This is a genomic window from Accumulibacter sp. (assembly GCF_023806635.1).
Lineage (GTDB): Bacteria > Pseudomonadota > Gammaproteobacteria > Burkholderiales > Rhodocyclaceae > Accumulibacter.
Genome location: NZ_JAMTDQ010000041.1, coordinates 1 through 24,703 on the forward strand (window position 1 = coordinate 1; position 24,703 = coordinate 24,703).

24 protein-coding genes are annotated in these 24,703 nt (G+C 65.5%); 16 read left to right on the forward strand and 8 right to left on the reverse strand.

Annotation, left to right across the window (positions count from 1 at the left end; all coding sequences use genetic code 11):
* The 7 genes from mbhE to NFW30_RS06870 form a co-directional block, all read left to right on the forward strand.
* Positions 1 to 1,686, forward strand: a 1,686-nt coding sequence (gene mbhE / locus NFW30_RS06840) for a hydrogen gas-evolving membrane-bound hydrogenase subunit E (protein WP_295371921.1), incomplete at its 5' end; no start/stop codon positions are given.
* On the forward strand, positions 1,686 to 2,012 hold the full coding sequence (locus tag NFW30_RS06845) for a Na+/H+ antiporter subunit C (RefSeq protein WP_295353748.1): 327 nt from the start codon (positions 1,686 to 1,688) through the stop codon (positions 2,010 to 2,012). The genes mbhE and NFW30_RS06845, both read left to right, overlap by 1 nt.
* The gene (locus NFW30_RS06850; protein ID WP_295353745.1) at positions 2,012 to 3,502 is read left to right on the forward strand and encodes a monovalent cation/H+ antiporter subunit D; all 1,491 of its coding nucleotides are present in this window, start codon (positions 2,012 to 2,014) and stop codon (positions 3,500 to 3,502) included. The genes NFW30_RS06845 and NFW30_RS06850 overlap by 1 nt, the downstream gene beginning before the upstream one ends.
* The gene (locus NFW30_RS06855; protein ID WP_363322080.1) at positions 3,499 to 3,993 is read left to right on the forward strand and encodes a Na+/H+ antiporter subunit E; all 495 of its coding nucleotides are present in this window, start codon (positions 3,499 to 3,501) and stop codon (positions 3,991 to 3,993) included. The genes NFW30_RS06850 and NFW30_RS06855 overlap by 4 nt, the downstream gene beginning before the upstream one ends.
* The gene (locus NFW30_RS06860; RefSeq protein WP_295353742.1) at positions 3,987 to 4,256 is read left to right on the forward strand and encodes a K+/H+ antiporter subunit F; all 270 of its coding nucleotides are present in this window, start codon (positions 3,987 to 3,989) and stop codon (positions 4,254 to 4,256) included. The genes NFW30_RS06855 and NFW30_RS06860 overlap by 7 nt, the downstream gene beginning before the upstream one ends.
* Positions 4,253 to 4,609 carry a Na+/H+ antiporter subunit G gene (locus tag NFW30_RS06865; protein ID WP_295371924.1) on the forward strand — a complete coding sequence of 119 codons (357 nt, stop codon included), beginning with the start codon at positions 4,253 to 4,255 and terminating at the stop codon, positions 4,607 to 4,609. Before NFW30_RS06860 ends, NFW30_RS06865 begins: the two co-directional genes overlap by 4 nt.
* Before the next feature lie 142 nt (positions 4,610 to 4,751).
* Positions 4,752 to 6,200 carry a DUF294 nucleotidyltransferase-like domain-containing protein gene (locus NFW30_RS06870; RefSeq protein WP_295353736.1) on the forward strand — a complete coding sequence of 483 codons (1,449 nt, stop codon included), beginning with the start codon at positions 4,752 to 4,754 and terminating at the stop codon, positions 6,198 to 6,200.
* 23 nt (positions 6,201 to 6,223) lie between these two features.
* Here NFW30_RS06870 and NFW30_RS06875 read toward each other — a convergent pair whose 3' ends face one another.
* Positions 6,224 to 6,499 (reverse strand): ArsR family transcriptional regulator, encoded by a 276-nt coding sequence (locus NFW30_RS06875; protein ID WP_295353733.1) that lies wholly within the window; start codon positions 6,497 to 6,499, stop codon positions 6,224 to 6,226.
* Positions 6,500 to 6,867: 368 nt separating this feature from the next.
* Here NFW30_RS06875 and NFW30_RS06880 point away from each other — a divergent pair, with 368 nt between their 5' ends.
* The 4 genes from NFW30_RS06880 to NFW30_RS06895 all read left to right on the forward strand — a co-directional run bounded on the left by NFW30_RS06880 (position 6,868) and on the right by NFW30_RS06895 (position 11,910).
* On the forward strand, positions 6,868 to 7,266 hold the full coding sequence (locus NFW30_RS06880; RefSeq protein ID WP_295353730.1) for a group II truncated hemoglobin: 399 nt from the start codon (positions 6,868 to 6,870) through the stop codon (positions 7,264 to 7,266).
* 83 nt (positions 7,267 to 7,349) lie between these two features.
* Positions 7,350 to 9,191 (forward strand): translational GTPase TypA, encoded by a 1,842-nt coding sequence (gene typA, locus NFW30_RS06885; RefSeq protein ID WP_295353727.1) that lies wholly within the window; start codon positions 7,350 to 7,352, stop codon positions 9,189 to 9,191.
* 49 nt (positions 9,192 to 9,240) lie between these two features.
* Positions 9,241 to 10,869 carry a 4-hydroxyphenylacetate 3-hydroxylase N-terminal domain-containing protein gene (locus NFW30_RS06890; RefSeq protein ID WP_295353724.1) on the forward strand — a complete coding sequence of 543 codons (1,629 nt, stop codon included), beginning with the start codon at positions 9,241 to 9,243 and terminating at the stop codon, positions 10,867 to 10,869.
* 144 nt (positions 10,870 to 11,013) lie between these two features.
* Entirely contained in the window at positions 11,014 to 11,910 is an 897-nt protein-coding gene (locus NFW30_RS06895; RefSeq protein ID WP_295353721.1) for a transporter, read from the forward strand.
* 29 nt (positions 11,911 to 11,939) lie between these two features.
* Here NFW30_RS06895 and NFW30_RS06900 read toward each other — a convergent pair whose 3' ends face one another.
* The 5 genes from NFW30_RS06900 to NFW30_RS06920 all read right to left on the reverse strand — a co-directional run bounded on the left by NFW30_RS06900 (position 11,940) and on the right by NFW30_RS06920 (position 15,726).
* Positions 11,940 to 12,308 carry a DUF3301 domain-containing protein gene (locus tag NFW30_RS06900; RefSeq protein ID WP_295353718.1) on the reverse strand — a complete coding sequence of 123 codons (369 nt, stop codon included), beginning with the start codon at positions 12,306 to 12,308 and terminating at the stop codon, positions 11,940 to 11,942.
* 76 nt (positions 12,309 to 12,384) lie between these two features.
* Complete coding sequence (locus NFW30_RS06905) at positions 12,385 to 13,170, reverse strand: GAF domain-containing protein (RefSeq protein ID WP_295353715.1); 786 nt, start codon at positions 13,168 to 13,170, stop codon at positions 12,385 to 12,387.
* A 70-nt stretch (positions 13,171 to 13,240) separates the two neighbouring features.
* Entirely contained in the window at positions 13,241 to 14,014 is a 774-nt protein-coding gene (locus NFW30_RS06910) for a PEP-CTERM/exosortase system-associated acyltransferase (protein WP_295353711.1), read from the reverse strand.
* Between the two features lie 109 nt (positions 14,015 to 14,123).
* Positions 14,124 to 14,918 carry a long-chain N-acyl amino acid synthase gene (locus NFW30_RS06915; RefSeq protein WP_295353709.1) on the reverse strand — a complete coding sequence of 265 codons (795 nt, stop codon included), beginning with the start codon at positions 14,916 to 14,918 and terminating at the stop codon, positions 14,124 to 14,126.
* A gap of 175 nt (positions 14,919 to 15,093) precedes the next feature.
* Positions 15,094 to 15,726 carry a Druantia anti-phage system protein DruA gene (locus tag NFW30_RS06920; RefSeq protein ID WP_295353769.1) on the reverse strand — a complete coding sequence of 211 codons (633 nt, stop codon included), beginning with the start codon at positions 15,724 to 15,726 and terminating at the stop codon, positions 15,094 to 15,096.
* On the opposite strand from NFW30_RS06920, the gene NFW30_RS06925 reads away from it, so the two are divergent.
* On the forward strand, positions 15,661 to 15,987 hold the full coding sequence (locus tag NFW30_RS06925; protein ID WP_295353767.1) for an ATP-binding protein: 327 nt from the start codon (positions 15,661 to 15,663) through the stop codon (positions 15,985 to 15,987). The two genes, NFW30_RS06920 and NFW30_RS06925, sit on opposite strands and share 66 nt — an antisense overlap.
* A gap of 175 nt (positions 15,988 to 16,162) precedes the next feature.
* Here NFW30_RS06925 and NFW30_RS06930 read toward each other — a convergent pair whose 3' ends face one another.
* Entirely contained in the window at positions 16,163 to 17,374 is a 1,212-nt protein-coding gene (locus NFW30_RS06930; RefSeq protein ID WP_295353765.1) for an ABC transporter permease, read from the reverse strand.
* A gap of 108 nt (positions 17,375 to 17,482) precedes the next feature.
* On the reverse strand, positions 17,483 to 18,646 hold the full coding sequence (locus NFW30_RS06935) for an FtsX-like permease family protein (RefSeq protein WP_295353707.1): 1,164 nt from the start codon (positions 18,644 to 18,646) through the stop codon (positions 17,483 to 17,485).
* A 967-nt stretch (positions 18,647 to 19,613) separates the two neighbouring features.
* On the opposite strand from NFW30_RS06935, the gene NFW30_RS06940 reads away from it, so the two are divergent.
* From NFW30_RS06940 to NFW30_RS06955, 4 genes are all read left to right on the forward strand, one after another.
* Entirely contained in the window at positions 19,614 to 20,639 is a 1,026-nt protein-coding gene (locus NFW30_RS06940; RefSeq protein WP_295353704.1) for a PEP-CTERM sorting domain-containing protein, read from the forward strand.
* 376 nt (positions 20,640 to 21,015) lie between these two features.
* A complete protein-coding gene (locus tag NFW30_RS06945) occupies positions 21,016 to 22,038 on the forward strand; it encodes a PEP-CTERM sorting domain-containing protein (RefSeq protein WP_295353701.1) in 1,023 nt (340 codons plus the stop codon).
* Between the two features lie 208 nt (positions 22,039 to 22,246).
* The gene (locus NFW30_RS06950; RefSeq protein ID WP_295353698.1) at positions 22,247 to 23,386 is read left to right on the forward strand and encodes an NAD-dependent epimerase/dehydratase family protein; all 1,140 of its coding nucleotides are present in this window, start codon (positions 22,247 to 22,249) and stop codon (positions 23,384 to 23,386) included.
* Entirely contained in the window at positions 23,383 to 24,609 is a 1,227-nt protein-coding gene (locus NFW30_RS06955) for a nucleotide disphospho-sugar-binding domain-containing protein (RefSeq protein ID WP_295353695.1), read from the forward strand. The genes NFW30_RS06950 and NFW30_RS06955 overlap by 4 nt, the downstream gene beginning before the upstream one ends.
* The last annotated feature ends 94 nt before the right edge of the window (positions 24,610 to 24,703 follow it).

A 24,703-nucleotide genomic window follows, 5' to 3' on the forward strand; every position in this document is an offset into this window, starting at 1 on the left:
ACGCTGGCGATCATCGCCGCCGGCTCGATGGCCGGCGTGCCGCTGCTCAACGGCTTCCTGAGCAAGGAGATGTTCTTTGCCGAGGCGGTCAGTTACAGCGAGCCGATCAGCTGGGCGCTGCCGCTGCTGGCGACGGTGGCGGGCATGCTCGCCGTCGCCTACTCGGCGCGTTTCGTGCATGACGTCTTCTTCAACGGCGAACCGGTCGAGCTGCCGCGACAGCCGCACGAGCCACCACGCTGGATGCGCGCCCCGATCGAACTGCTGGTGCTGCTCTGCCTGCTGGTCGGCGTCGTACCGGCGTGGACGGTGGCGCCGCTGCTCGATGCGGCAGCGGGCGCGACGCTGCAGGGCCCGCTGCCGGACTTCCACCTGGCGCTCTGGCACGGCTTCAACAAGCCCCTGCTGATGAGCCTGCTGGCACTCGCCGGCGGCGTCCTGATCTATGCCCTGCGGCGGCCGCTTTTCGCCTGGCAGGAGCAGTTGCCAGCAGTGCACCCGCGCACCGCGTTCGAGCGTTTCTACCGCTTGCTTGCGCTCACCGCCCGGCGCTGCATCTTCCTGCTCGACAACGGCTCGCTGCAACGCTACAGCGCGCTGCTGTTCACCTTCGTCGTCGTGCTCGCGACCTGGGCCCATCTCTCCGGGCCACCCGGCGGCGGCATCAGCGTACCGGCGCTGGTCGCCGACGAGGCAGCAGTCGCCGCGCTCTGCGTCCTGCTTCTGGGCAGCGTGGGCGCAACGGCGCTCTACCGCGAGCGGCTGCTGGCAGTCATCCTGGTCAGTCTCGTCGGCCTGGCGGTGACCCTCACCTTCATCCGCCTGTCGGCGCCGGACCTCGCGCTGACCCAGCTCGCGGTCGAGATGGGGACGATCATCCTGATGCTGCTCGTGCTCTACTACCTGCCGCCGCGCAGCGCACCGAAGAGCAGCGCCGCGCGCCTGTCGCGCGACCTGCTGCTGGCGCTGTTCGCCGGCGGCGGCATGGCCCTGCTGACCTTGTTGATGCTCAGTGCGCCGGTCGCCTCGATCGCCGGCTTCTATCTGCAGGAGTCGGTTCCCGGTGGCGGCGGCGCCAACGTGGTGAATGTCATCCTCGTCGATTTCCGCGGCTTCGACACCCTCGGCGAGATCACTGTCCTGGCGATGGTCGCCCTCGCCTCGCAGGCGCTGCTCGAACGCCTGACACTGCGCTCGCCGGCGCGCGACGCGGACGGTCGCCGCTGGGACAGGGACGTCCATCCGCTGTTTCTCGCCATGCTGACGCGGCCCTTGCTGCCGCTGGCGCTGACCGTCTCGGTATACATCTTCCTGCGCGGCCACAACGTCCCCGGGGGCGGCTTCGTCGCCGGCCTGATCACCAGCGTCGCACTGGTCATGCAGTATCTCGCCAACGGCATCGACTTCGCGCAGCCGCGCCTGCCAGCGAGACCAGCACCGCTGCTGGCGGTGGGCCTGTTGCTGGCAGCCGGCATCGGTGTCGCCAGCTGGCCTTTCGGCCGTCCCTTCCTGACCAGTGCGCACGGGCACGTGCAACTGCCGCTGCTCGGCGACATCGAACTGGCGACGGCGATGGTCTTCGACCTCGGCGTCTACGTCGTCGTCGTCACCGTCGTCGTCACCATTCTCGCGGGACTCGGCCGCCTGTCGCTGCGCGCCCGCTCCGGCGGCGAGGGGCCGGCCTGATGGAAGCGCTGCTGGCAAGCGCGATCGGCGTCCTGACCGCCTGCGGCGTGTTTCTCATCCTGCGCGCCCGGACGTTCCCGGTGCTGCTCGGCCTGACGCTGCTCTCCTATGCCGTCAACCTCTTCCTCTTCGCCAGCGGTCGCCTGCACCTGGATGCGCCACCGCTGATCCGTGCCGGCGCCACCTATACCGACCCGCTGCCGCAGGCACTGGTGCTGACGGCGATCGTCATCGGCTTCGGCATGACCGGCTACCTGGCGATGCTCGCGCTGCGCGCGCTGGCGGAAGCCGGCGACGACCGCGTGGATCCCGGCAAGGATTCGTGATGCACGCCCACCTGCCGATCCTGCCGATCCTCATCCCATTTGCCGCCGCCCTGCTGCAGATGGCCTGCTCCCGCCTGCCGTGGCAGCGCGCCGTCGGATTCGCTGCCACCGTCCTGATGCTGCTGGTCTGCGGCTGGCTGACACAGCTCAGCGATGATGGCCAGGTGCGCGTGTACGCGCTTGGCGACTGGCCTGCTCCCTTCGGCATCGTCCTCGTCGTCGACCGGCTGGCGGCGATGATGAGCCTGCTCTGCGCCGTCCTCGGGCTGGCGACCCTGCTCTACGCGAGCGCCGGATTCGACGAACGCGGACAGCACTTCCACCCCCTCTTCCAGTTGCAGCTCGTCGGCCTGTGCGGTGCCTTCCTGACCGGCGACCTGTTCAACCTCTTCGTCTTCTTCGAGGTCATGCTGCTCGCCTCGTATACGCTGCTGGCACACGGGGGCGGCCTGGCGAGGACGCGTGCCGGCATCGCCTACGTCGTCCTCAACCTCATCGGCTCGGCGCTCTTCCTGATTGCCCTCGGGCTGCTCTACGGCACGCTCGGCACCCTCAACCTCGCCGACATGGCGAGCCGGCTGCTCGGGCAGCAACATGACCCCGCGCTGGCGCGGGTCGCCTTTGCGCTGCTGATCGCCGTCTTCGCCCTGAAGGCCGGCTTGCTGCCGCTGTCGTTCTGGCTGCAACCGACCTACAGTGCTGCCGGAGCACCGGTCGCCGCGCTGTTTGCAATCATGACGAAGGTCGGCATCGTCGCCATCCTGCGCGTGCAGGCGGTGGCGCTGGCACCGGCGATCCCCGATCTCCTCTCCGGCTGGCTGACGCCGCTGGCGCTGGCAACGGTCGGCTTCGCCGCGCTCGGCACCCTGGTCGCCGACCGCCTGCGGGCGCTGGCAGCCTGGCTGGTCCTGCTGTCGGCGGGCAGCCTGCTGCTGACACCGGTGCATGCGAGCCCACAGGTGGTCACGGCGGCGATCTACTACCTGCTGCAGTCGACGCTGACCGGCGCTGCCTTGTTCCTCGTCGCCGGGCTCATCGCCAGCCAGCGCGCCGACTGTGGCGATTACTTCCGTGCCGGCCCGCCGGTCGCCAGCTGGATCCGCATCGCCTTCCTCGTCGTCGCCGCCAGCGCTGCCGGCCTGCCGCCGTTCGCCGGCTTCGTCGGCAAGCTGATGCTGCTGACGACCCTGCGCCAGACGCCGGCCGGAACCGCCATCTGGATCGTTCTCCTTGGCGCCGGTTTCCTGGTCATGGCGGCACTCGCGCGCCAGGGCTGCATCCTGCTCTGGAAGCCGCAGGCGCTGCGCGTTGCCGCCACACCGGCACCGGCGATCGGCTGGCAACGGGCGCTGGCGACGCTGCTTCTGGTCGCCGCGGCGCCGCTTCTGGCGATCTTCGCGGGCCCCCTGAGTGCCTACGCACAGCGCACGGCCAGCCAGCTGCACGCGCCGGGTGCGTACGTCGCCGGCGTCCTCGGGGCGCAGCGATGATGAGGCGCCGCCTGCTGCCACGACCGCTGCTCTCGTTCAGCGTCTTCGTCGTCTGGGCGCTGATCACCAATGCGGCGTCGCTCGCGCTGCTCGTCCTCGGCGCCCTGCTGGCGCTCGTCGTGCCGCGACTGACGGCGCCCTTCTGGCCGCAACCGCCACGCCTCGTCCGTCCACTGTCGGCCTTGCGCTTTCTCGCCGTTTTCGCCTTCGACATCGTCACCGCCAACTGGCGCGTCGCACGGCAGGTCGTCGGCCCGCTGCATCGGCTGTCGCCAGCCCTCGTCGAAGTGCCGCTCGAGCTGCGTGATCCCTTCGTCGCGACGCTGCTCGCCAGCGTCGTCTCGCTGACACCGGGCACGGTCGCCATCGACGTCGATCGGCGAAACTGGATCCTGCTCGTCCATGCCCTCGATGCCCCCGACCCACGGGCACTCATAGCCGAGATCAAGCAGCGCTACGAGCAACCACTGCGGGAGATCTTCGCATGCTGAACGCGGCCCTCGAAATCGCCTTCGTGCTCATCGCCGTCGCCCAGGCGCTCAACCTCTACCGCCTGCTGCGCGGACCCGACCTCTGCGATCGCATCCTGGCGCTCGACACGATCGGCATCAACGCGATCGCCATGCTCGTCCTGTTCGGCATCCGCAGTGCCAGCACCGCCTACTTCGAGGTCGCGCTGTTGCTGGCGCTGCTCGGCTTCGTCGGCACCATCGCGTTGTGCAAGTTCCTCTTGCGCGGCGACATCATCGAATGAACCCGACCAGCGAAGCGAGCGTCGCCGCGCTGATCGTGCTCGGTGCGCTCTTCGTCCTTCTCGGCTCGGTCGGCCTGGCGCGCCTGCCCGACTTCCTGACCCGCCTGCACGGACCAACCAAGGCGACCACTCTCGGAGTTGGCGCGATCCTGCTTGCCTCGGCGATCTTCTTCTCCAGTGGCGGGTCGGCGGCAATCAGCCTGCACGAACTGGCGATCCTCCTCTTCCTCTTCATCACCGCGCCGATCACCGCCCACCTGCTGGCGAAGGCGGCGCTGCACCGACAGGCGGGGACGAGCGACGAGGTCAACGCCGAAACACGCGCCGACGACGGGCACCAGGCACCGGACTGAGCGACTGCCGGTCGCCGGCAAAGGCGGCTCAGGCCGGCGAATGCTAGAATCCGGCTGCGGGCACAGGCCGCACCCGGGACACGCCACCGACACGGCAGGCGACGCGGGGAAACAACAAACGAACAACAAGGAGCAGCCCGCGATGTCCGAGGAAGGCCAGTTCTTTCGCCCGGTGAAGGACTTCTGTCAGCGCCAGGTCGTCACCTGCGCACCCGACGACCGGCTCGTCGATGTCGTCGGAGTCATGCGGGAAAAGAACATATCGAGCGTCGTCGTCCTCGATAACCGCTTGCCGCACGGCATCATGACCGACCGCGATCTGCGCAACAAGGTGGTTGCCGCCGGCCTGGATCCAACGACGCTCAGTGTGCGCGCGATCATGAACAGCCCGCTGTCGGTGATCCGGGAAAGCGATCTGCTCTACGAGGCCCTCTACCGCATGTCACGCCAGCGCATCCACCGTCTGGCTGTGGTCGATGGCAAGGGCAAGCTGTCGGGCATCATCACCGACAGCGACATCATCAGGCTGCAGGCGAACACGCCGCACCAACTCGTCCTCGACATCGAGCGCGCGACCAGCCTCGAGGACCTGCGCAGCGTCTTCGAGCGCATCCAGGGACTGGTCCTGCACATCAGCGACGGCGGCGCCGGAACGCGCAGCGTCCGCGACCTGGTGCGCATGATCGCTCATCTCAACGACCAGGTCCTGCTGCGACTGATCGCCCTGCTGCGCCAGGACCGCTTCGCCGACCTGCCGGCACGCTTTGCCCTCGTCGTCCTTGGCAGCGAGGGTCGCGGCGAGCAGACGCTGCTCACCGACCAGGACAATGCGATCGTCTATGGCGACGAGCTCGGCGCCGATGAAATCGGCCGCATCGAGGACTTCGCGCAGCACCTGATCGAATCGCTGACCGCCATCGGCATCCCGCCGTGCCCCGGCGGCATCATGGCGAGCAACAAGGAATGGCGGCGCAGCCTCGGCAAGTGGCGCGATCAGCTCGCCCGCTGGTTGCAGGCACCAACACCGAAACATGTCCTGAGCTGCGGCACCTTCGTCGATATCCGGACGATCTTCGGCGATCCCTCGTTCGAGCAGGAACTCAAGGATCAGCTCTACACGCACGTCCGGCGCGACAAGCTGTTCCTGATGCGAATGGTCGAGAATACGCTGCGCTTCGCGCCGCCGATCGGCTGGTTCGGCCGCATCAAGGCCGAGAGCGAGGGCGCGCATTCCGGCATGCTCGAGATCAAGAAGGCCGGCATCTTCGCCATCTCGGAAGGCGTCAAGGCGCTGGCGATCCAGGCCGGCAAGCTCGAAGGCAGCACGCACCAGCGGCTCGACATGCTGGTCAGGGACAAGGTGGTCAACCGCAAGATGGCGGCCACCATTTCCGAAAGCTTCGACTTCCTGGTCCTGATGCGCCTGCGCGCGCAGGTCGAAGCCGTGCGTGAGGGACGGCAGCCGGACAACTACGTCGTGCTCGAACGACTCAACACGATGGAACTCGGCCGCCTGCAGCTGGCGCTCAAGGGGGTCGAGAACTTCCAGGCGTTCATAAAGGGCCACTTCGCCCTGCATTTGCTGCGCTGACCTGCAGCGATGATACCGCTCGCTCAGAAGATGCCGGCGTCGGCATCGTCCTCCTTCTTGACACCCGGCTTGCGTCCACGCGCGGGCGTCGGCGGATCGCAGGAAAGGCGACAGCTGATTCCTTCGATCTTGCGGCCCTCGATGAAGCGGGTGACCCGGCAGCAGATCACGTCTCCCGAAGCGGCAAGCTGGGCGATCTGCTCGCGCAGTTCGGCAAGCGGAATGCGCAACGCCTCCGCCATATCGACGTCGAGCTGCTCGGCATGGGCTCGCAGGTAAGCAACAATCGTTTCGGTCATCAGACACCCCCAAGAAAACGCACCTGCCGATGCGGGAAGGCTGCAGTTTGCGCCAGCGACGCCGTTCTGGCAATTCCTGCCGCGGGCACCGGCATCGCCCTGCAGCTTATCCGCAGCACGACTCTGCCAAGCCCGACGATGGAGCGGGCCAAGAGCTGCCGGATGCCCACACTCGATGGCCACTGCCAACGGCACGCCCGAGACGTCCACCGGGGCGGCCGCAGCGCGCCAACGAACGACATGAGGCGCACTGCGAGGGCTGGATTCTAGCGATTGCGCGGCGGCTGTCAATTGCGATGCTGCGCTGCGACAAGAGACGGCTGCCAGCGCTACAATCATGCTTCGTCAGCAAACCGGGAGCTCGCGGCATGCAGGAACAGACCCTCTACCTCCTGCTTGGCGGCGAGACAACCGTCGCCAGGCTTTGCGACCGCTTTTACGAGCTGATGGCGCAGGTACCACAGTTCGCCACGATTCGCGCACTGCATCCAGACGACCTGCAGTCGTCCCGCGACAAGCTGTTCATGTTCCTCTCCGGCTGGCTGGGCGGGCCCGACCTCTATGTGCAGCAGATCGGCCACCCGATGCTGCGCCGCCGACACATGCCCTTTGCCATCGGCGAGGAAGAGCGCGACCAATGGGTGGCCTGCATGCTGCTGGCCATGGAGTCGATCGGCATCGAGGAGAGCCTGCGGGAAAAGCTGCTGGCGGCATTCTTCAATACGGCTGACTTCATGCGCAACCAGCCGGGCACCGTGCAACGGTAGCCGGCGCCGCTGCCTCCATCCGCTGCAGCCGGGCGGGGCGGCCGTGCTAGAATGTCGGCCCTTCTCCAGAGGCCTCAGCCGACATGTCCCGTGCCGTTCGCAACATCGCCATCATCGCCCATGTCGACCATGGCAAGACGACCCTCGTGGACAAGCTCCTCGTGCAGGCCGGCAGCTTCGCCGCGCACCAGCACATCACCGAGCGCATGATGGACTCGAACGAGCTCGAGAAGGAGCGCGGGATCACCATCCTGGCCAAGAACCTGGCCGTGGACTACGCCGGAATCCACATCAACATCGTCGACACCCCTGGCCACGCCGACTTCGGCGGCGAGGTCGAGCGCGTTCTGTCGATGGTGGATGGCGTCCTGCTGCTGGTCGACGCGGTCGAGGGTCCGATGCCGCAGACGCGCTTCGTCACCAAGAAGGCGCTCGCCCTCGGGCTGAAGCCGATCGTCGTCGTGAACAAGATCGACCGCGATGGTGCCCGCCCCGACTGGGTCGTCGACCATACCTTCGACCTCTTCGACAAGTTGGGTGCCAACGACGAGCAGCTCGATTTTCCGGTGATCTACGCTTCGGCAATCAACGGCCACGCGACGCCCGACCTGGCGAAGCCCTCGCCCGACATGCGCCCGCTGTTCGACGCCATCCTGCAGCACGTGCCGCCACCGCAAGCCGCCGGGATCGACGGCCCGCTGCAATTGCAGATCTCGGCGCTTGACTACTCGAGCTACGTCGGCCGCATCGGTATCGGCCGCCTGCAGCGGGGTCGACTGAGGCCGGCGCAACAGGTGACGGTGATGTATGGCCAGGCGGACGCGGCAGGCCGCTTCGAGCATGGTGCGCCAAAGGGCGCCAAGGTGAATCAGGTCTTCGGTTTTCGCGGCATGGAACGGGTGGCGATGGAAGAAGCGGTGGCGGGGGACATCGTTCTCGTCACCGGCATCGAGGATCTGTCGATCGGCTGCACGATCACCGACAGCGAGAGACCAGAGGCGCTGCCGATGCTGAAGATCGACGAACCGACGCTGAACATGACGTTCATGGTCAACAACTCGCCGCTTGCCGGCAGCGAAGGGCGCTTCGTCACCAGCCGGCAGATCGGTGAGCGGCTGCGCAAGGAACTGCTGACGAACATGGCGCTGCGCGTCGAGGAGACCTCCGACACGGACAGTTTCCTCGTTTCCGGACGCGGGGAGCTGCACCTGACGATCCTCCTCGAAACCATGCGCCGTGAAGGCTATGAGCTTGCCGTCGGGCGCCCGCGGGTGATTCTCAAGGAAATCGACGGCGAAGTCTGCGAGCCCTACGAAATGCTCACGCTCGACGTCGAGGAGTCGCATCAGGGCGCGGTGATGGAGGCGCTCGGCTACCGTCGTGGCGACCTGCAGGACATGTCCGCCGACGGCCGTGGCCGCGTCCGCCTCGAATACCGGATTCCTGCCCGCGGCCTGATCGGCTTCCAGGGCGAATTCATGAACATCACCCGTGGCACCGGACTCATCAGCCATGTCTTCGACGAGTACGCAGCGGTCAAGGGGGACATCCCGGGACGCCGCAATGGCGTCCTGATCTCGGCCGAGAAGGGCGAGGCCGTCGCCTACGCCCTGTGGAAACTGCAGGACCGCGGCCGCATGTTCTCGGTCCCCGGCGACAAGCTGTACGAAGGCATGGTGATCGGCATCCACAGCCGTGAGAACGATCTCGTGGTCAACCCGATCAAGGGCAAGCAACTGACCAACATCCGCGCCTCGGGATCGGACGAGGCGGTGCGGCTGGTACCGGCAGTGGCGCTGACGCTGGAATCGGCGGTCGAATTCATCGACGACGACGAACTGGTCGAGATCACGCCGAAGAGCATCCGCATCCGCAAACGCCTGCTCACCGACAACGAGCGCCGGCGCGCGGCACGCGAGGGTTAGCGGCGGCCGAGGTTGCCGCTGACCGGCCGCGCGAGCGGCAGGAGAACGAATGAACGCAAACCGACCCGCTGGCCTGATGCGCGGCAGCGACTACCGCGACTCCCTGCGCCGTTACCGGCCGACGGTCTATCTCGACGGCCACCGGATCGAATCGGTAGCCGACAGTCACGAGCTGCAGCCCGGCATCAACGCTCTCGCCGTCAGCTACGACTTCGCCCACGATCCGCGGCAGGCGCCGCTGATGACCGCACGGCAGACGAGCCGCGGGCGCACGGTGAATCGCATGCTGCACATCGACGAGTCGGCCGCCGACCTGCTGAACAAGATCGAGGCCGTGCGCCTGCTGTGCCAGGAGACCGGCTGCGCGCAACGCTACCTGGCACACGACGCGCTCAACGCGATCCACCAGCTCTGCGCGCGGGTCGACGCCGCAGTCGGCGACAACGAGCGGCGGGCACGCTTTGCCGCGTACCTCGAGCACGTCCAGGACGGCGACCTGGCGCTCGGGATCGCGATGACCGACGCCAAGGGCGACCGTTCGCAGCGACCACACCAGCAGGCAAGCCGCAACAGCTACGTGCACATCGTCGAGCGCCTCGCCACCGGCGTCGTCATTTCGGGCGCCAAGGCGATCGTCACCGGGGCGCCATACATGCACGAAATCCTCGTCATGCCAAGCCGCCACATGGGTCCGGCCGACGCCGATTTCGCCATCTGCTGTGCACTGCCCGTCGATGCAGCGGGCCTGACGATGATCGCCCGCCCGGCCGGACGGCCCGGTGAGAAGCTCGAACATGGTGCCGCTCCGTTCTCGCGCCGGTACGGTCAATCGACCGCCGTCCTCGTCTTCGACCGCGTCTTCGTCCCCTGGGACAGGGTATTCCTCGCCGGCGAGTGGGAGCATTCGGCCTCGCTGACCTACGCCTATGCCACACACCATCGACACAGTTGCATCGCTGCCCGCGCCGGCTTTGGCGATCTCCTGATCGGCGCCGGCGCGCTGATGTGCGAGGCGAACGGCTTCGATCCGGGGACGAAGGCGAGTCTGCGCGAACCGATGGTCGAGCTGATCAAGATCACCGAGGGCTTCTTTGCCTGCGGCGTCGCGGCCAGCGTCTATGGCGCTGCCGACTTGCACAGCGGCAGCTTCATGCCCGATCCGGTCTTCGCCAACATCGGCAAGCTGCTGCTGGCGACCCAGATCTACGACATGCACCGGCTGGCGCACGAGGTCTCCGGCGGCCTGATCGTCGCCCTGCCCGGCCCTGACGAAGACCACAATCCGGCGACGGCGGCAACGCTGGCCGAAGTCCTGCGTGCCAGTCCCGACGTTCCATACGACAGGCGGATCGAAGTCGCGCGCTTCATCGAAGACCTGACGGCGTCGTACCAGGGTGGCTGGTATTCGGTCATCAGCCTGCACGGCGGCGGCTCGCCGGCGGCGATGAAACAGGAGATCTGGCGCAACTACCCGCTCGGCAGCAAGGTCGAGCTGGTCGAGCGGCTGCTCGAGCGCGGTGTCCTGCACGACGAATCGCGTCCGATCACGCGCAACAGGCAACCAGGACGCTGCTGCGCTGCCGGCTGCTCGCTCCCCGGGCAGGCGATGATGGTACCCCTGCCGGCGACTGCCGGTGGCCGCCCGATTGCCGCTGCGGAGGAGCCAGCCGACGAGTAGGCGAGCCCGGCCACGTCAGCAGCAGGACGACCATGTTCGCGAGGTGGTAACATGCGAGCCGCGCCAGGTCAGTGCGGCGCCGCCGGCTGCACGACCCAGAGCCAACGGGAGCCGGTGCCGACATCAGCAAGGGAGGAGAGAACGATGCACAAGGCACACAGGCTGCTGCTTCTGGCAGCACCGGCGCTGTTCGCCGTCACTTCGGCGGTGGCGAAGGAGGGGCCGGATCAGTACCCCAACGGCTCCGAGAACTTCATGGCCGGCGCCCTGCCACCACCGGGAAACTACTTCATCAACTACCTCGGCTACTACGAGGGCGACTACCGCGACAACAAGGGCAACAAGGTCCCCGGCCTGAGCGTCAGTGCCACCTTCGATGCCCTGCGCTTCATCCACGTCACCGGCAACAAGATCCTGGGCGGCGACTGGGCGGTGCATGCCATCGTACCGGTCGCCTACCAGCGCCTGCACACGCCGATTCCCGGCATCGGCAGCGGCAGCACCTTTGGCCTCGGCGACATCGTCATCGACCCGATCATCATTGGCTGGCACTTCCCGCCCGACTGGCACCTGACGGTCGGCCTCGACATCTATCTGCCGACCGGCAAGTACGACGCCAATGATCCGACCCAGAGCATCGGCGCCAATTACTACAGCTTCGAACCGATCGTCGCTTTCACCTACCTCAACCAGAGCGGCTTCGAAGTGTCGGCGAAACTGATGTACAACATCAAGACGAAGAACAACGACACCGACTACCACTCGGGCCAGGAATTCCACATGGATTACCTGGTTGGCCAGCACTTCGGCCCCTGGGGAGTCGGCCTCGCCGGTTATTACCTGACACAGACCACCGACGACGAGCTCGCTGGCCGCAAGGTTCCTCCCGACGGCCGTCGCGGCAAGGTCTTTGCCTACGGACCCGCGGTCCAGTATAACCACAAGGGAACGAGCTTCATCGCCAGCTGGAACCACGAAGTCGGCGTCGACAACCGCTTCCAGGGCAACAAGTTCTTTCTCAAACTCGTCACCGGCTTCTAGGAAACCTGCGGCGATCGGCCGGCGATCGTCTACCCGTCATCGGCTGCCTGGCGACCGCCGACAACGCGCAGCCGCCCCCCGGCGCCGGTTGCGGGTGGCATCAGCCGCAGCAGCAGCACCTCGTCGCCGAGCAGGGCGAGCTGCGCAACACGACGATTGTCGCCCGTATCGCTGTACTCGAAGTCGTAGGTCCGTCGCAGGCGGAGCCGTCCGTCGTCGTCGCGCTGCAGGCGCAGATGCGCCAGCGCCACCGTATCATCGAGCAGCAACAGGCCATCGGCAGCGCAGGCGGCACGTGCCGCGCGCATCGCCGCCGCCCGCGCCTGGAAGCCGTCGAACCAGAGCCAGCCGGCGAGCAGCAGAACGCCCAGGCCGCAGATCTCCAGCCAGGGCATCATCGACTCTGCGGGCGAGGCAGGCACAAGGCGGACGGCGCCCGGAGCCTGCCCGACGACGGACGCCGCAGCGGCCGCATCAGGCAGGCGGCCGCGCAGCGCCGCCTGCCTCCGGCCCCTCCCGGTCCAGCCGCCGGCTGTGGCGAACGAGGCTGCCACTCAGTTGCTCGATGATCTCCGAAGCCGCGTTGACGATCTGCCGCGGCCCGAGACCGACACGATTCATCTCCTTGTAAAACGAGCGCGCGATGATGCGTGCCACCTGGTCCGGGTTTGGCAGTGGGCTCGCCAACGCCTGTCCGATATCCTTCTCTGCCAGGTCCAGGAGCGCCAACTGGGCAAAACGGGAGTTCAACAGACCCTGCAACTGGCGGATCTGGATGGCCTTGCCGACCAGCAGCGCGACGACTTCGAGCAGGTGCAGGTCATCCGTGCCGAAAGCACGTCCGGTGCGATGCGCGCTGACGTTGAGAACGCCGATGACCGAGCCGGCATGGCGAACTGGTACGCAGAGCAGGCTCTTGCGCGGGTCGTCCGCCCGCCGCGCGCAGCTCGCGAACTCGGAGCGGTCGATGTCGGTGACGAGCAGCGCTTCGCCACTGGCGGCGACGCGGCCGGCGATGCCTTCGCCGGCCCGGACATCCTCGAGGTAAGCACGCTCGGGGAGCGGACCGAAGCTGGCACAAACACGCCAGCGAAGCTGCAACTGCTCGTCCTCGCTGCGCAGCATCAACGAACAACGCTCGCTGTCGAGTATCCGCGCGGTCGTTTCGGCCAGCCGCTGCAGGCTGTCCTCGCCACCGGCCTCCTCGAGCAAGCCGGCAAACTGCTTCAGTCGAAGCAGAAGGTTCTCTGTTGCAGCCATCCACGTACCATTTCGCGAGTGCCGCCGCGACAAGCGGTGGCAGATCCATGCAGCGTCAGTGCCGAAAGGCTCATCGCTGCGGGTCGGGGCCGCCGGCAGCTGCAGCGCGGTAGCCGGCTTCGATTTCTTCGCCAACGACGTCGAAGATGCCACGCAGCCGCGGACTGAGGTTGGCGATCACCTGCGCCACGTCCATCATCGCCGGAACACGCAGGCCTCGGTGCTCGGCTGCTGCACCGATCTGCCGGTTGCCGATGCCCAAGTGATCGAGATGTCGGGACAGACGCGGCTCAACGAGAAGGAAGAGCGTATCCAGTCGATGGCGCTCGGCAAGGACGAATACCGCCATGTAGAGACCAACGAGCAGATAGGGAAAGCGCGGCTGCTCGGCGGTACCGAAGCTGGAAGCGAGCAGTGTGCCGGGCGAACCTTCCTCGCCTCGCCGCCGTCGGTAGTCACGCACAATGGCCAGGCGGGATACCTCGGCCGTCCGATCGCGTCTGCCGGCGAGCCGATCCATCAGCACACGGTCCAGCGTATCGCCACAGGTCAACTCGAATGGCAGGCGCTGACTGGCATCGTCCCCGCGGCCGAGAACCAGGCGCACGCAGCCGGCAAGCCGGCCGGACTGCCGGCTGCGGGCAAGGCAATGCAGCGAGTGCGCGTCGTAGTCATCCGTCTCGAGCGCATCGCTCCGCCGCTCCTCCCAGCCGAGATCCTCGCAATAGACCTGATGCCGCAGGCGAAAGGTCTGCTCCTGCTGTTCCCTGCTCAGCGCCGGCAGCATCTCGAAATACTTGCTGAAACCGGCGCCGGTATCGAAGGGGTCGGGAAGACCGCTCATCGCCGATCGCCGCCGCCGAGAACGAAGAACCGCCTCGCCCCGTGAAGCAATCGCCACGCGGCAAGCCGGCGAACGGCCGTCAGGGAGCACTTGTTGCCATCATAGCGGCTCACGGCCGTCCTGCCCGTTGCTGTGGCGGCGCCTCTCCCGGCAGCAACCTGTCCGAAAGCGCCTCCTGATCATCACCGACCAGAAAATACCGGTAGAGGCTCCTGCCGGCAGCCGGATCGTTCTTCCTGCCGCCGTAGAGTTCGATCTGCCGCGCCGCCACCTCATAGTCGAGACGCAGCAGCACCGCTGGCGCGTTGACCCGTGGGCAGTGCCGCTGCTCGCCAATACAGACGAAGTTGGCTCGACTCACGTAGTAGTCGACATGTCGCGGGTTCACCTCGATGATCGCATCGGTGAAGCCCTCTGCTCTGGCACAGGTGTAGAAGACATTCATCAGTGCGGCGACGACCTTTCGCGAATCCACGAAGCCACGATCGATCGCCAGCCTGCTGTACTCGACCAGCCGCCGTCCCTCCCTTCGCAGTCGATCCAACTCGGCGGGATAGAGCTCATCCGCCAGCAGTCCGCCGGGGCCATCGAAACGCAGGGTCGCCGTACCGACCGGCAAGCCATCATTTCCGTAGACCAGACCGGTGATCGTCAGCGCTCCCTCCTTACGGGCCAATGTCGCATCACCGCTCAGCTTGTAGCCTCGCCAGCCGTACATCTTCTCGACCAACACGGTCGCTGACCGGCGACGTTCCGGACTGCTGCCCGCCAGCCGCAACTTGAAACGCTCACGCTCCACCCGGGAAACGTGATCAGCCGCCAGCGACGGGCGCTCGAACGACATCGGCCGCGTCCGGTCCATGACCGAAAACTCCATGACCGTCTTCTGGATGTCGCTGGGCATGGGACCAGTGCTCGCGGGCGCCATCTGGCGTCCGATTCCCAACGTCTCACCCAGTCGTCGAATCCACTTCACGCGTTGCTGCCTCCTCCGGTCACGGAGATCGGATGCTCGCCCGGCGCAGTCTCTCGCAGCCACACCGCTCCGGGCACCCGAGGCTCGCGGTTCTCAGGCCATGTCAAGAGAGGCACCGATCCGCCCAGATGCAAGATGGATTGCCACCGGCAGCAGCTCCGCACCGCAGCTTGGTCACGACGCCCACCCGTTTCGGCAAACTCTCGCACAAAAGCCGCTCGCAGGCAAGACTCCCTCGAAGAAGGCAGCCCTGACGCATGACCCTGCCGAATCGGTCCGGTTTGCCGGGAGCCCCGCTTTTTGCCGCTGAGGCGGTCAGATCGCAGGGGGCTGGCGGCGAGAGGGTACGGGATGTACGGGGAGGCGCGGGAAGAGCCTCTTGAGCCGCTCGCTCAAACGCTCGAAGCCACGCAGCTCGCAATCCTGTTTCTGCGCTTCGGTATCGCCCAGCGCGTGTTCGGGGAACTCGCTGAGCAAGGGGATGACCAGGCCGTTGTGGAAGACGAGGCTGGCATGTCCGCACGCGCCGAACGTGTGGGAAGATCAGGAAGCGGCTGTTGTTGAGCACCCGCGGCAGGTTCTGGCGCCGGGCCTGGGCCCTCCAGCCGATCCACACGTCGCGCTCGGCCACCGCCCGCGCCGCCCCGGACAACAGGGCGCAGCCGACGAGCTGGGCTCCCTGCCAATCGGCAAGTTCGGCGCCGATGCGATCTTTCAGGTGATCAGCCAACCTCATGAGCGCGGCTCCATCGCCTTGACGACGAATCGAGCCTGCAAGTCCTGGCCGGAGATCTTCAACAATGACAGCTCGCTGAACTCTGCTTTCCTCGATCGCCTCCTCCATCACGCCGAAACCGTGGTCATCGAGGGGCCAAGCTACGGGATGGGTGAGCCGCTCGAGCACTCGGCCCGCCAGCGCCCTCGCCAGCCGGCCTACAGGCTTCCGCGCCCCCACCCGGCACGGCCTGCCTGGGCACCGCACCGGCGCGCGCTCTGACCGGCGCGATCCCGGAAGGAAAGGAGCCCGGCAGCCGATCAGGCCGAATGCGGGCCCGGCAGTGGCGACTGACGGCTCCGCATCCATCGCCGCATCACACCGGGCGTAACGGGTACCGGCGCCAACTGCAGCGCATTCATCCGCCGGAGCGGGGACCGGTCCACTAGCGCGTGGCTCAATGATTCTCGCGCAAAGCGCAGGCGATCGAGGTCCTCGCCACACGGCGGGCCGGCAACAACGCGGCCACGATCGTCGCCCCGGCGCCGACGGTACATGCCATGACAATCACCGAAGGCAGGACACGTACCTGTGCCGTATACCCGATAGTCGAGCTGGGAAGCGGCGGCATCGGAATGCCTATGGTCGAAATGAGCGTCGCCAGACCGACGCCGACGACAGCTCCAAGCAGAGCGCCAAGCAGACCGAGAAGCAGGTTTTCGAGAAGGATCAAGCGAAAGATCTCGCCGCCACGGCTGCCCGTTGCCATCAGTGTGCCAAACTCGCCGATCCGCTCGAAGACGCTCATGTTCACCGTGTTGACGACGCTCAGAAACACCATCACAAGAATGATGCCCTGCAGGACGCCGAACTGCTGGCGATACATGTCGACGGCCTTCTGATAGAAGTCGTTCAGCTCGGGCCAGGTCTTCACGTCGTAGCCGTCAGTGCGCAGTCGTTCATCCAGCCGGCGCGCGACCACGTCCGTGTCGGCCGTTCTGCGCAGCGATAGGACGATTCCGGTAACCCCCTTCACCGACAGCAACTCCTGCGCCGCCGCCAACGACATCCTGATGCCGCGCTCATCATACTCCCTCGAAAAACTCTGGAAAACCCCGACCACCTCAAACTCGATACTGTTCAGCGCGCCTTCGGGAGTATTCAGGAGAACGGTCGCGAAGTCGCCTGGTCGCAGCTTGAGCGCATCGGAAACACCCTGACCGATCAGGAGTCCATAGGGGTCAGCCGCCCCCAGTTGCCTGCCGGCAGAGATCGTCAGGAGGCTTCCGAGTCTGGCTTCCCGTTCCGGCTCGACGCCGTCACCGACGACCGCAAGGTTGCTCCGCCCGTTGCTTAGAAGCGCCGAGAAGTTCATTCGACCCATCACGTCATCCACAGCCTGATCCTCGACTATCTCCCGCCGCAGCCGAGGGTGGTCGTCGATCAGGTACTTCTCGGGACTTCGTGCGCCCTGCTCATAGAAGCCCTTGCGGAAGATCTGGATATGCCCTGACTGCGAGTGGATGGTCGTTTCGGCGAGCTGCCAAAGTACGTCTTCGACAAAACCGCCCGCCAGAATCAGTGCTGAAACGCCAAATCCTATCGCTGCCAGGGTCATCGCGCTGCGCAGCTTGTGCCGCAGGATGTTGCGCAGAGCCAACTTGTACATGTTCAGATCTCCCTCGTCCCCTGCGCGCGACGAGCAACCGCCTGAACCGCATAGAGTGGCCCCTCGCGCCCCCGGAGTACGCGCGTGCGAGGGCACGCAGCGGCACGGTCAGCGGTTGTAGCGCAGCGCATCGACGATCACCATCCGCGACGCCTTCCAAGCCGGGTAGATGCTGGCGACCAGTGTCGTCCCGAGGGCCAGCTCCATGGCGCCGGAAATGAGGCGCCAGCTGACCAGGATCTCCCCCTTGTAGCCCTGGGTCATCCCTGGTGGCGGCGGCATCGGGATACCGATCGTCGACACGATGTGCGCCAAAGCGACGCCGACGGACACGCCGACACCTCCTCCAATGACCCCCAGACAAAGGCCTTCAACGACGAACTGGCGCATCACCGCATCGCGGGTCATGCCGAGCGCCATTGAGGTGCCGATCTCCCCGGTACGTTCCAGGACACTCATGATCAGGGTGTTGGAAATGCTCAGCACGATGATGACCGCAATGATCAGCTTGACCATCAACACCTGCCTCGAGAACAACTCGACCGTCTTGTTGTAGAAGTCGGCCAGCTCATGCCAGGGGGTGACGTCGAACGCCTCGCCGGAAAGGCGCTGGCCCAGCTCGTGGGAGACGCCATCGACGCTCTCCGTCCGGTCCAGCAGAGCCACCCAAACGTGCGACCCTTCGGTCCGCAGCAACTGGCGTGCCAGTGCAATCGGCACGCGCAGGGCCGTATCGTCATAGGACTTGGTAACGGTGACAAAGACTCCACGAACGTAGCCCTCGACAGCATTGATGCCGCCCGCTGCGGTACTGGTCAACAGCACGACCTTGTCACCGACTTTCACACCGAGGCTGGCAGCCAGCCCTAGCCCGAGAATCACTCCCTTGTCGTCGTCGGCGGCGAGATTCCTGCCGCGTACCACCGTCAGCGCCCGGCTGACCAGAGCCTCCTGCTCGGAGTCGACTCCTTCTCCGAGAAAGGAAATGCTCGCGTCGCCGTGGCTGATCAGGCCGCCAAAAACAAGGCGCGGAGCAATCGCCCTGACCTGGGGCAAGGACTTCAGGATCTCCAGCTCCAGAGCATCCTTAGGCAAGAGGTAGGAGAACGGGTCGGCATGCCCGGCAAGCTTGTACCCGGGTCGGGTCACCTGAACATGGCCAAGGCGCGACTCGATCGTGCTCTCGCGCATGGCCCAAAATATCCAGTCGATGAAGCCGCCAGCGAGAATCAGTGCAATGATGCCAAAGCTTACCGCAGACAGAGCAATCAAGGCGCGCCGTCGCTGCCTGACGACATTTCTCCAAGCAACCTGGAAGACCAGAACGATGGTCCGCACTGGCTCAGGCCTTCCCGGCGATGAGCGCCTGCAGATCGACACGCAGTGGCCGCGTGCAAGCGGACACAAGATAGGTTAGCCAGGGTCGGGACCCGGTCAGCGGGAGCAGGCAAGCTGTCTGTAAGCGCATGGTCGGCAGGGGGGTAGTGTCCTTACGGGCACTGCGCGCCCAATGCAGAGAACCGCACGAAAGAAGGCTCGACGCGATGCCAAGCAAGGACAACGGCGACTGTCGCACAAAGATCGTCCTAATTCAAGGGCTCGTCAAGCTCGTCAAGCGCCGCAGCGCTGACGGCGCTGACGGCGCTGACGCATGACCTTGCCGAGTCGGAGCTGTTTGCCGGAACCCTCCACTTTCGCCGCTGGCGCGGTCAGATTGCCGGGGGCTGGTGGCAAGAGAGCGCTGGCTGGGCGGGTGGTATGCGGTCCGTGCAGAGGGTGTCGATAGGCAACGGGCGCTCCGGTCTGATCGCTGGACGATCGCTTCCCGGCCCCGGGGAACGCCTCGGCGCGCCCGCGCGATGCGCTTCGCCAACGTTTTCACCGTCGTCTCCACAGGCCAGCCCGAGCACCGGCCGGAGCCCTGCTCCCGCCATCGACCACGTGTTGCATCGCCCCCTTCCGAAGCTCCGGCGGGTCACTCCGATTCATTCTCTTCATGTCCAACCTTCACAAGGTCAAGATAAGAGAACTCTTGGCGTCCATTTCCTGGTACCAGCTCATCTGTCCTGGGTGTCAGATTCTTTTACACCTGCGTCGCCTGCAGCGGGACGAGCGCCCCGCCGGAAAGCTGATTATTCCATAAAACCATTGCCCTACAATTTTCCGACCATATCTGGCCTGTTTCTTGCTTCGTCGATAACGCATACTTATCGATGCGACCACCTCAGGAGAAATTTCAATGAAGGCTTCCAGAATCAAACTGCTCTCCGCAGCCGTGGCTGTGGGATTGGCGCCGGCGGTCGTGCACGCAGCGCCGGTGAAGGTCAACTTCTACAACGATGGCGTCACGGCTGCCGGCGTTGCCCAGTTCGACTGGGCGCCAGCGAACGTGATGGCGCAAGGCGGCAACCAGGCTTTCGCCAACTGGCTCAACTCCGGTGGCGCTTGCCCGAACAACGGATGTGACTTCACGGTCTACGCCCAGGGCCGCCTGCGCGGCCTTGCCAACAGCGCCAACGCCGCCATCCCGACGCCCGGACTGGATGTCGGGTACGAGGTGACCTTCATGATGGCGTTCCAGGAGCGCGTCACCACTGGTATCTCGGCTGGTGGCAACAACGTCGCTCTCTTCAGCTTCCTGCCGGGCGGCACCAACTACTTCAAGATGTATTACGACACCCTCGGTGGTGGCACGGTGAAGTCGAACGACCTCGCGGGTACCGGCTTCCATGATGGCGATCTCGTCTTCGACGGAACCGTGGCGCCACAGGGCGCCTTCGTCTCGAACTTCGCGACCACTGCGAACATCACGCCGATTGGCGGCGCCAATTCGACCACGCCTCCGGCGTGGGGTGCCCAGACGACGGTCAACGGTGCTGGCGCGAGTTCAGCGCTCAACCTTGCGGCCACCGGCGGGCAGACGACTCCCGAAGGCGATGCCTTCTTCCCGAACTTCCAGATCACCTCGTTCCTGATGGACAACATCAGCCAGAATCTGCCCTTCACCACTGTCGACCCGGCACTGCAGTTCGATGACGTGATGAACAATGCCATCTTCGCCACCCCGGCGCAGATCGGCCTGTTGAACGGCGGCACGAGTTTCGACCCCCTCAGCGGCCAGTGGCGCGTCTCCGGCCCGTCGATCATCTTCCAGACGGACCCGAACGGCCCGATCAATGGCCGCGACCTTCCCGAGCCGGCCTCAATCCTGCTCCTCGGCATGGGTCTGGCAGCTCTGCGGGCGAACCGCAAGCGCGAGTCCTGAGCCGCCGTACGCAACGCGGCTGGCGACGCCCCACGGGGCGTCGCCAGAGATGCGGGCACGGCCGCCGTCCTCGTTTCCCCTCCCACCTTCGGAAGCGTGGCCGAAGACCGGGCGTCACCGCTGTGTTGCTGGCGCGGCAGTGATCCAGTCGGGCTCGCGGCTGCCGATTGAGCCTGCGGTCACCCCACGGAAAGTGTCGGAATTTTTTACACGCGCCCCTGAGGACGCCCTGCCGGGTTCCCTAGAGAAGCCCGAAAAATAGTTTTTCTTGCCGTTAAATCAAATTGTTGTTGAATTCATGCCGAGATGTGGCCCGATCCTTGCTAGATGGGACTGCGCACGCGACAGCTGCGACAATCATTGGGAGAAAATCGTCATGACTGTTTCCAAGGTAAAACTTCTTTCCGCAGCGGTCGCTGTGGGCCTGTTGCCGGCGGCCGCGCAGGCCGCGCCGGTGAACGTAAACTTCTACAACGATGGTGTCTCGGCCACCGGCGTTGCCCAGTTCGACTGGGCTCCGTCGAACGTGATGGCTCAGGGCGGCAACCAGGCTTTCGCCAACTGGGTCAACTCCGGTGGCGCCTGCCCGGCCAACAGCTGCGACTTCACGGTCTACGCCCAGGGCCGCCTGCGCGGCCTCGCCAATAGCGCCAACGGCGCGATTGCGACACCAGGGCTCGACTCGGCTTACGAAGTCACCTTCGTGACCGCTTTCCAGGAGCGCATCACGACCGCGGTCTCCGCGGGCGGTGCCAACGTCGCGCTGTTGAGCTTCCTGCCAGGGGGCACGAACTACTTCAAGATGTACTATGACACCTTGGGTGGTGGCACCGTGCAGTCGAACGACCTGGCGGGCACGGGCTTCCATGATGGAGACAAGGTGTTCGACGGCACCGTCGGCCCGCAGGGTGGCTTCATCTCCAGTTTTTCCACCACTGGCTTGGTCGCTCCGATCGGCGGTGCGAACGCGACGACGCCTCCGGCGTGGGCCGGTCAGACCTCCGTCACGGGTGCCGGTGCCAGTTCCGCCCTCAACCTCGCGGTTACCGGCGGGCAGACGACACCCGAAGGTGATGCTTTCTTCCCGAATTTCCTGATCACCTCGTTCCTGCTCGACAACATCAGCCAGAACCTGCCCTTCACGACCGTTGATCCGGCACTGCAGTTCGACGACGTCATGAACAACGTCGTTTATGCCACCCCGGCTCAGATCGGTCCAGTGAATGGCGGTTCGTCCTTCATTCCCGGCGTTGGCCTCGTCGCTTCCGGTCCGTCGATCATCTTCCAGACCGATCCGAATGGCCCGATCGATGGCCGCAGTCTTCCCGAACCGGGCTCGCTGCTGCTCCTCGGCATGGGCCTCGCGGCCCTTCGCGCGGGCAAGAGCAGAAAGGCCTGACAGCGCGATGGCGTTGCTGCCAAGCAAGGCGGGGGCCATCAGGCCCCCGTTTTTTTTTCGCCAAGCGGCACCGACTGCCCGCTGCTGATGTCCTGCCTGCGCTGCTGCCACTGGCGGCCGGCAATCGGATCGGTGATAATGCGCCGGGCTCTTGGGCGGCGGGACCGAGCGGACATCGGGAAGTCGTCGCGCAGCGGGGAGGGACGGCATGCGGATATTGATCACCGGCGGTGCAGGATTCATCGGCTCGCACACGGCCGCAGTTCTGGTACGGCGCGGTCACGCGGTGCGGATACTGGATTGCCTCGACCCGCAGATTCACGGCCCAGGGGCTGCGTTCCCCGCGCACTTGCGCGACTTGGGTATCGAACTCCTGCATGGTGACGTGAGCTGTCTCGATACGGTGTCTACCGCCCTGCATGGGGTCGACGCCGTTTATCACCTTGCCGCCTTGACCGGCGTCGGTCAGAGCATGTACGACATGCGCAGCTACGTGGCAACGAACAATGGGGGTACTGCGACGCTGATTGAGGCGATCATCCGGACGGGAGCCCGGCTCAGGCGCCTCGTGGTCGCATCGTCGCGCGCCGTGTATGGCGAGGGGACGCATCGCTGCCGCGAACACGGTCTGCAACTGGCTCCGCCAAGAACCAGGAGTGATCTGGAGAACGGCTTGTTCGACGTGCGCTGTCCGCTGTGCGGTCAGCCGATGCATTCCGTGGCGACCGCAGAGGAGCGGGTGCTGATGCCGGTTTCCCTGTACGCGTGGACCAAGAGACATCAGGAGGACTACGGACAGTACGCCGCCCAGGTCTTCGGTCTGCCAGTCACCATCCTGCGCTACTTCAACGTCTTTGGTTCGCGGCAATCATTGACCAATCCGTACACGGGAATCGTTTCGATCTTCTACAACCGGCTGGCGCTGGGGCTGCCGATATCGCTTTATGAACATGGCCAGCCTGGTCGGGACTTCGTTCATGTCTCCGATGTGGCGCGGGCCAATTGGCTCGCACTTGAAGCGGATGTAGAGCCGGGAACGGCGATCAACATCGGCACCGGCAGCGAATGCCGGGTTGTCGATGTGGCGCAAGCACTGGCCAAAGCCTGCGGCACGACGGCAACGCTCCTCGATACGGCTGAGTTCCGGGTTGGCGACATTCACTCATGTTTCGCTGACCTCGAACGAGCCACCACGCTTCTCGGCTACGTACCGCAGGTCGATCTGGACGCTGGGATGCAGGAGTTCGTCGCTTGGGCAAGGCTGCAGACTGGCAGCGATGGCTACGACAGGACGGTGGCCGAACTTGCCCGCTTTGGCCTCTTTGGCAAGCCCGGCAAGGAGTCATGACCTCGCTCTCCGGACGCCGTCGGCGCGTCCTTTTCTTTTCCGAAACCGTATCGCTGGCCCATCTGGCGCGTCCTCTGGTGCTCGCCCAGGCTCTCGATCCGCAGCTTTACGAGGTGCAGTTTGCCGCCGGCGAGTCGTTCGCGTTCGCCTTGGCTGGCACCGGCTTTGCCTGTCATCCGATCGAGAGCATGAGCCCAGGGGAATTCATGCAGAGACTGGCGCGTGGCGCCCCGCTGTTCGAACGAAGCCGGCTGGAGCGCTATGTCGCCGAGGATCTGCGAATCATCGAAAAGAATCAACCGGACCTGATCGTCGGCGACTTTCGCGTCTCGCTGGCCGTCAGTGCGCGACTGGCGGGAAAGACTTATGTGACCATCAGCAACGCGCACTGGAGCCCCTACGCCAGTCATCCGGGATTCCCCTTGCCGGAACACATCTCTGCACGCCTGCTCGGCGTCAGGCTGGCCAGCACCCTGTTCAGGAAGCTGCAGCCGATCATCTTTGCCCGGCATGCGCGCCCGCTGAACGCCGTGCGCGAGAAGCACGGTCTGCCTGCGGTAGCCGATCTTCGGCAGGTCTATACCGATGGCGATCATACCTGGTATGCCGACATCCCAACCCTTGCGCCGACTGTCGGGCTGCCGCCGACACACGCATATCTGGGACCGATCATCTGGTCGCCCGAAATCGATCCGCCGCCTTGGTGGCATGAGTTGCGGTGCGATCGGCCGCTGGTGTACCTGAACGTCGGCTCGACCGGGCAGCTCGACGTCCTGCCGGTCGCGATGCAGGCACTGCAGGAAATGCAACTCGGCGTGATGGTGGCAACCGCCGGGCGCAAGGTGCAGCTGCCTACCGGCAACGGTGCGTGGGTTGCCGACTACCTGCCGGGCACCCTTGCTGCGGCGCGATCCGCCCTGATGATCTGCAACGGCGGCAGTGCATCAGTTTACCAGGCTCTCGATCAGGGCTGCCCCGTCATCGGGATTCCGTCGAACATGGACCAGTATCTGACGATGCAGCAGGTCGAGCACGCTGGTTGCGGCATCAGCCTGCGCTCCGGAACGGTGACCGCTGCGGCGATCAGGGCCAGCGTCGCACGCATCCTCGGCGAAGCGGTCTGGCGGGCACGAGCGACCGCCGCCGCCACGGAGATTCGCCAGTTCGACGCCCGTATGCGTTTTCGCAGTCTGGTGTCCGATCTGCTGCGCAGCGGGTCCTGAACTGGAGGTGTGCGGAACCCGTGAAGAAATCTGCGCGAGTGGGGCGCGTTGCCGGGGCAGATGGGGCAGGACGAGGCCCGATCATGCCTGGCGC